Raw genomic sequence first — 7,082 nt, forward strand, 5'->3', positions numbered from 1 at the left:
AATATATAAAAACCAGAGAAGCGCAGGTGAAGCTGCCCCTAGAAAGTATCTTTTGGTATGTGAGTCCTTACTTAGTGTGTTTCGCGATTGCACTACGTCTTACTAAGGTGACAGCAGAGCTCAAGTTGGATAAATGCTCATAGTTCACTGAATGTTTGTAGTTCACGGTTCATCGCTATATCAATGGGTAACTCAATAGCTAGGCAAGCGTATAACTTTAGGTAAGCGTATAACTAATAGGATGTGTCTGAATTAGAGATAAAAAAATAGCGTCAGTATTGAATTACTGACGCTATTTTTATGTTGGATCCAACAGTAGCGGAAAGTTGTTTATAAAGGTGGCTACTTAAATTGATATCTAACCGAAAGTTGTAATTGAGGGCCGTAAAGACCGTTGTTTTTGGAAGCAACTGCAAACACTGCTTTATCTGTGGCATGGAACCTGGCTCCAAACGTAAAGATTGAGTGCTCTCCGTTAGAACCCGCAAGCACATGGGCTTCTACTCTCTGAGTGATCCACGCTCGAATACCCGCATTAAATTCGACATAAGCTTTCGTTTCTCCAGCTGCGTATGAGTTTTTGTTGAAATGGAGTAGCAGCTGCGTATTTAAGTCGATCCCTTGAGTTATTGGACCATAAACTTGAGGGCCGATGTACGCATCAAAGTTGCTTTCATCTTCGGCTGTGTTGGTACTAAGGCCGCCCAAAATCGCCAAGCTATCGTTGATGTCGCGTCCACCATCCACGCTTAACCCCATAGGCTTTGCTTGCATCCCAAGTTCTACAAAGTCCGTTGTGAAATTTGCCGCAGATATAGCTTGATGAGAGAAGAGGCATAGCAGTAGAGGTATTACATTTTTAATTTTCATATGACTTACAAAAGATAGTAATAGTGGAGTAAAGCGCTTGGTCATGCTTTATTTATTGTCACGCCAAAGCGATGAAGTTCTTCGAAAGTTAAGTCAAAGAAAATGTCTGTTCTTGTTGTCCATCTTGATTGTGCTGTATAGGGGGGCGATAACCCATTCCTTTGCTTGATGATTGTATATTAAACATAACTGCAATAACCAACAACGATTTTAATTTTTTTTGTATAGCTCTAAGTTCTGGTTCAATTATGGAAATAGTTAATCCTAACTGTATGAATGCAAAAATGGGCAGTTTATCTGCCCATTTTTATAACTGTAATGAATGACAAATCTTCCCTTAGATCGAGATTCAACTCGATATAGACAGTGCGAACGACAACAAGATTGGTAGGGTAACCACACTTAGGAAGTTACCAAACAACACCATAGATGCGACCTTAGGGGGCTCGACATTGAACCTCTCTGCAAACAGGTAGTTCATCACAGCGGGTGGCAGCATGGTGAACAGTACCATCATTTGTAAGTGCAGCGTCGGCAGCGGGATAAAGAAATAGATGATGGTAAAAGCGATCGCCCCTGTAAACAGGGATTGAGCCGTACACAACAAGCCGACCTTTAATCCGCTCAGTCTCAAGTTGACCATTTGCGAACCTAACGACAATAGCATGATAGGAACAGCAGCTTGCCCAAGCAGTGATGTGGCTTCGTAGATTGGATTCCACACGGTAATTCCAGACAGGTTGAGCGTCATCGCTAGCGCAGCCGCTAAGAAGATTGGCATCTTGAGGATCTGTTTGATCGGATTACCGTCGCTCAATAGCGCCAACCCCACACTGATATGGACACATGCCGATACCACAAATAGTAATACCGCAGGGGCTAATGCGCTCTCGCCAAAGGTATAAGTGAATAGGGGAATGGCTAGGTTGCCACTATTACGGAACATGTGTGGCGGAGCCCAAGCCTTGAAATTGAGCTTAAAGATCTTACAGATCGGAATCATCAACAATGCAGGCACTAACACTGCGACCAAAGAAGCGGTTATGAGTGGCAATTGCTCTGTGTCGAGAGGCATGGTGGTCAGCGATGCAAACACTAGCGCAGGGATACACACATCCATGTTGATGCGATTGATCGGTTTGAAATCGGGCTTGAGCCAACGACCGACCGCAAAGCCAGCACTGGCTAAAGCAAAAACGGGAAACAGAATGCTGATGACCTGTTCGAACATAGAATTCCTTTCTAGGTTTAGTACATCCATTTAGCGGAGAAACGAATGTTTTAGAGAGCGCTATAGATACGTATGAAATCGAGATGTATAAACATTAACCTATCAACATAATGACTTGGCGTCACCGAAGATCGTTGTCTGTCAGCGGTTAATTTACATTTCTTTGAATGAAGCACAAAAAAGACCAGTGGCATCAGCAACGGGTCTTTAAAGGCTAGATAAATCTGGACGGGTTCTTTAATTAACTACGGTGACCACTAAACGCGATTATCACCACAGCTGTAGGCAACGATCTGGCTGATTTCGCTCAGGCTACGACCTGATTGTTGCTGCCATTCGTTGAAGGCTTTACCCGCTGCCAGTTGTGCTCGCTTGGTGTTACGGCCGCTATCTAGCACATCGGTACTGCGTAGGTGCGCTTCAACATCCGACGACAAGATGAAGGTGTCTTTGCCCATTTGGCGCAGAGTGTAGGCACCAGTATTACCACCTAGTCGCTTGCCGTGTTTTTTCAGGTAATCCCACAGCTCGGTGATACGTTCTGATGGCCAGTCGGCAACCATTTTCGAGAATGAATCGGCTTCACGCTTGGCATTGTGGATCATGGTGGCGTTGGCAGGGATGGTCATCACTTTAGTGAGGTGGCGAATAATGCGCGGGTCTTGTGCTTTCTGTTCCCACATTTCATTCGGCAGCATCAGCATTTTCTCGATGTTGAATTCAAAGAACACCTCTTCAAATTGCGGCCATTTCTTTCTCACCACATTCCACGAAATGCCACACTGGAATACTTTTTCAGTAAAGGCGGCTAGCCAACGGTCTTCGGTGATTTGCGATAACTCGGCTTGGGAAAGGGGCGCACGAACAATCTTTTCGAGTTCGGCTGCTCCGCCTTTACGGTGAGCTGCACGTTGATAAATAGTGTCGAATTTTTCTTGGGTCATTGGAGGTTCCAAATTACATCTGTGTATCTTGAGTATGTAGCCAGTGCTTAATGATATGGGGCTGAATCTGGCAATTAAAACAAGTCGATTAACTAAATAAGTCTGTTAATTAAAACAATCCTGGTAACTAAAATTAACCTGACAATTAAAATGAACTAGCAGAGCTTTAATTCCATCTGATACAAGGGCCACGTTTTGCCATTGAACTCTTTCACGCTCGGCTCTTTGTCTACCACCTGAAATCCTGCTTTGTCGTAGCAGCGTTTTGCTCCGTGGTTTTGCTTAAATACGGCCAAGGTGATGGTGGTGATATTTGGGATTTCTTTCGCAGCTTCTAATGCACTTTCTATCATGGATTGCCCAAGCCCTTTACCTCGTTGGTTTGGGTTAATCGCGACTCGGCAAAAGCGAAGTTCATTGTCTGACATGCGTTGAAACTCCATAAAGCCAAGCAAGTCATCGGTATTTGAGTTGGCGTTTGAATCGGCGTTCGGTTCAGAGTATGACTTAGATGCAGAAAAGGTATATAGCTCGACATGTGGTTCTTGAGAACGTTCGATGATGGAGGCTGCTTTTAAGGGCCAACCAAATGTCCGTCCGCCCCATAGAACGTAGTCTTCTAGGGATGTAAACCAAGTGACGATCTCGTCGGCGTCGGATGCTTTAAAGCGGTTTATTTCCATATCCTTCTCTCTTCCTTATCGCGTGTCTCTTTTTCTAAGCCGTTAAACTTCTGCGGCCAACTGATCAAGAAATCCACGCATGTAGTCGGTGCGCTTATTGGCTTCTAATTTGGCTGATTCTGTATTCATGGTTTCAGCTAGCTTGAACAGCTTCACGTAGAAATGGTCGACGCTGTAGTGCTTGTCATCCAAGTCACGCTGCTTCGCGAATGGGTCTTCGTGGTTATAGAGTTCAGCGTTAAAGCTTTGACCCACGTATAGGCAGCGAGCAATGCCAATCGCACCGAGAGAATCTAGGCGATCTGCGTCTTGAACAATCTGTGCTTCCAAGGTTTCTGGTGTGATGTTGGCGCTGTAACTGTGAGTGACAATAGCGTGATGGATTTCGTCGAGATAGGACGCGGGATACTCGATAGATTTGAGGAAAGAGATCGCCTTGTCTGCCGCCATTTTTGAGCTTTGGGCTCTGTCTGGGTGGTTCTTAGGGAAGGTGAAGCAATCATGAAGGTAAGCGGCAGGAAGAACGACCTCAAGCTTAGCCTGTTCTTGAGTACACAAAACCTCAGCAGTTTTGACTACTCGCTTGATATGGCTGATGTCGTGCGCGGCATCCTGTGTCATCTCTTGCTGAGCAAAATCAAGCAGTTGGCTTTCAAATCTTTTAATCACGCGTCCCTTTCTCCATCTGTAGACGTTATCAATGTTGCTTATCGATTAGTATCGTTTCATCTCGACTGTAACAGTTTCTTGCGCGATTTTTTATCTTTTATAAAAGGAATATAAACAAAAAAACCGACTCAGTGAGTCGGTTTAATAGAGAGGCTTGTCTACGTATTTTAGGACGAGATAGATAAAAGCATTATCAACAGTAATTAGAGCTTAAGCGACGGCTTGCTGAAGCTGCGCTAACACATGATGTAGGGAAGGGCTGATCGTGTGACCAAGCGCTTTCACTTCGTCACATGGTTCTACCAAATCTGGGATCTGGAAGCTGATCATGTTGGCTGCCATAGATGCGCGAATACCGTTGTTTGAATCTTCAAACGCTAGGCAATTTTCAGGTGCAACACCTAAGCGCTCTGCCGCTAGCAAGTAGATCTCAGGGTGAGGCTTACCATTGGTGACTTCACAGCCTGTGCTTAACGAAGCGAAGTAAGAATCTAACCCAGCCAGTTCAAGCTTCTTTTTCGCGATATCAAGCTGAGTGGAGGTCGCAACCGCGATTGGAATGTCGTTTGCTTTAAGCCATTCAAGTAGTTCGATAACACCATCTTTAACTGGGATTGCTTGGTGCTTAACAACCGCATTGTAGCGAGTGCGCCATTCGGTGTTCAGCGCCGGGTAATCTAACCCTTCGCCGTAGCCCTTTCTAAAAATTTGTTCGATGGTTTTTGCGTTACAACCAATGATGCCTAAGTAAACATCTTGCAAGAACGGAACATCTTGCGCGTGACATGCTTCTTCAAAAATCTGCATACAAAGTCGCTCGGTGTCGAGTAACAGTCCATCCATATCAAAAATAGCAGCTTGAAAATTCATATCCGTGGTTCTTTCTGTGTTGTCATCGTGAGGGCGAGTATTTTGACATAGTGTCTCGGGATAGGCGAGTCAGTGTTCAGTAAGAATATGCTTAGTTAGATTGGGAGTATGCTTCTGGATGACTTTATATATGATTGATTATGAATAAAATAATATCGTTAAGTTATGAATCTGGCACTTTATAGGCCATGCAGATCTAACAGTCACAATAATGGTTATCGTACATAACAAATTTAGATTTAGAGTCTGTCTTCCTATTACATTTCATAAACTTACGGTTCAGTTAGCGTGACCATAATCTTAGAAAAAACAATTTGCGAGAGTCTGCAATCATAGTGTGACCAAGCGATAAGTAAATAGCGGAACTTAGGGACAAAATATCATTAGTCCACATTTTTAGCAGGGTTGCTTATGTTGTATTTTGAGTTTCTATTTTTATTAGTCGTTCTTTATATCGGGTCTCGATATGGCGGTATTGGCTTAGGTGTTGTTTCTGGTATTGGCTTGGTTATCGAGGTGTTTGTCTTCAAGATGCCACCAACGTCTCCACCTGTCACCGTAATGCTGATCATCCTCGCTGTTGTTACCTGTGCTTCTATTCTTGAAGCGGCTGGTGGCTTGAAATACATGCTGCAAGTGGCCGAAAGGGTACTGAGAAAGAACCCGAAACGCGTCACCTTGATAGCACCGTTCGTGACTTACTCGATGACATTCCTATTAGGTACTGGCCACGCGGTTTACTCCATCATGCCTATCATCGGTGATGTTGCACTGAAGAATGGTATTCGTCCTGAGCGCCCAATGGCGGCTGCATCTGTTGCATCTCAACTGGCGATTACTGCATCTCCAATCTCGGCAGCAGTGGTTTATTACCTCGCGCAACTTTCTGATATCCAACACTCTATTACTCTGCTTTCTATTTTGATGGTGACGGTTCCTGCAACGCTGTTCGGCACACTTTTACTTTCTCTGTATAGCTTGAAACGTGGTAAAGAACTGAACGACGATCCTGAATACCAAGCGCGTCTAAAAGATCCTGAGTGGAAAAAGCGCATCGAAAGCACCACTGCGACGTCTTTGGATGAAGTACTTCCAACTTCGGCTCGTAATGCAGTATTGATTTTCTTATTGTCGATTGTGGTGATTGTTATCGTGGCGATGGTGCCTGAGATCAGAACCATCGTAGACGGCGACAAGCCAATCAAGATGTCGGTGATCATCCAAATGATGATGCTCTGTTTCGGCGGTATCATTTTGTTAGCGACCAAAACTGACCCGCGTGATGTGCCAAACGGCGTGGTATTCAAATCGGGTATGGTGGCAGCGATTGCTATCTTCGGTATCGCTTGGATGTCGGATACCTATTTCCAATACGCAATGCCTCAGTTCAAGTCGGGCATCGTGGAAATGGTGACTAACTACCCATGGACGTTTGCACTAGCGCTATTCATTGTATCGGTTGTGGTGAACTCGCAAGCCGCTACTGCACGTATGATGCTGCCTGTTGGTCTTGGCTTAGGACTAGACCCAGCCCTGCTTATCGGCTTAATGCCAGCGGTTTACGGCTACTTCTTCATCCCGAACTACCCATCAGATATCGCTACGGTTAACTTCGATGTCTCTGGTACCACCAAGATTGGTAAGTGGTATTTCAACCACTCATTCATGTCGGTCGGTTTAATCGGTGTAGTGGGTGCATGTTGTTTAGGCTACGCATTGGCACAGATTTTCATCGCTTAGTCTCACTTTTTATCGCTTAATCTGACTTCTTGTCGCTTAATTAAGCGATAACGAGATAACAAACAAAAACAGCGC

7 protein-coding genes are annotated in these 7,082 nt (G+C 44.6%); 1 reads left to right on the top strand and 6 read right to left on the bottom strand.

Going from position 1 to position 7,082, the window contains the following annotated elements; translation table 11 throughout:
* Nucleotides 1-342: 342 nt before the first annotated feature.
* From AB4496_RS06290 to AB4496_RS06315, 6 genes are all read right to left on the bottom strand, one after another.
* The gene (locus AB4496_RS06290) at nucleotides 343-870 is read right to left on the bottom strand and encodes a hypothetical protein (RefSeq protein ID WP_232281801.1); all 528 of its coding nucleotides are present in this window, start codon (nucleotides 868-870) and stop codon (nucleotides 343-345) included.
* 349 nt (nucleotides 871-1,219) lie between these two features.
* Nucleotides 1,220-2,101 (bottom strand): AEC family transporter, encoded by an 882-nt coding sequence (locus tag AB4496_RS06295; RefSeq protein WP_009846185.1) that lies wholly within the window; start codon nucleotides 2,099-2,101, stop codon nucleotides 1,220-1,222.
* A 257-nt stretch (nucleotides 2,102-2,358) separates the two neighbouring features.
* Nucleotides 2,359-3,045: a DNA-3-methyladenine glycosylase I gene (locus tag AB4496_RS06300; RefSeq protein ID WP_102258359.1), complete on the bottom strand. Its 687-nt coding sequence runs from the start codon at nucleotides 3,043-3,045 to the stop codon at nucleotides 2,359-2,361.
* A gap of 155 nt (nucleotides 3,046-3,200) precedes the next feature.
* Complete coding sequence (locus AB4496_RS06305) at nucleotides 3,201-3,728, bottom strand: GNAT family N-acetyltransferase (RefSeq protein ID WP_009846187.1); 528 nt, start codon at nucleotides 3,726-3,728, stop codon at nucleotides 3,201-3,203.
* A 42-nt stretch (nucleotides 3,729-3,770) separates the two neighbouring features.
* A complete protein-coding gene (locus AB4496_RS06310; protein WP_009846188.1) occupies nucleotides 3,771-4,397 on the bottom strand; it encodes an HD domain-containing protein in 627 nt (208 codons plus the stop codon).
* A gap of 210 nt (nucleotides 4,398-4,607) precedes the next feature.
* Nucleotides 4,608-5,267 (bottom strand): HAD family phosphatase, encoded by a 660-nt coding sequence (locus AB4496_RS06315; RefSeq protein ID WP_009846189.1) that lies wholly within the window; start codon nucleotides 5,265-5,267, stop codon nucleotides 4,608-4,610.
* 411 nt (nucleotides 5,268-5,678) lie between these two features.
* Between AB4496_RS06315 and AB4496_RS06320 the strand changes: the two genes are divergently transcribed.
* Complete coding sequence (locus AB4496_RS06320; protein WP_004732879.1) at nucleotides 5,679-7,007, top strand: anaerobic C4-dicarboxylate transporter; 1,329 nt, start codon at nucleotides 5,679-5,681, stop codon at nucleotides 7,005-7,007.
* The last annotated feature ends 75 nt before the right edge of the window (nucleotides 7,008-7,082 follow it).

This window comes from Vibrio sp. 10N.222.46.A1 (assembly GCF_041473595.1).
GTDB lineage: Bacteria > Pseudomonadota > Gammaproteobacteria > Enterobacterales > Vibrionaceae > Vibrio > Vibrio tasmaniensis_A.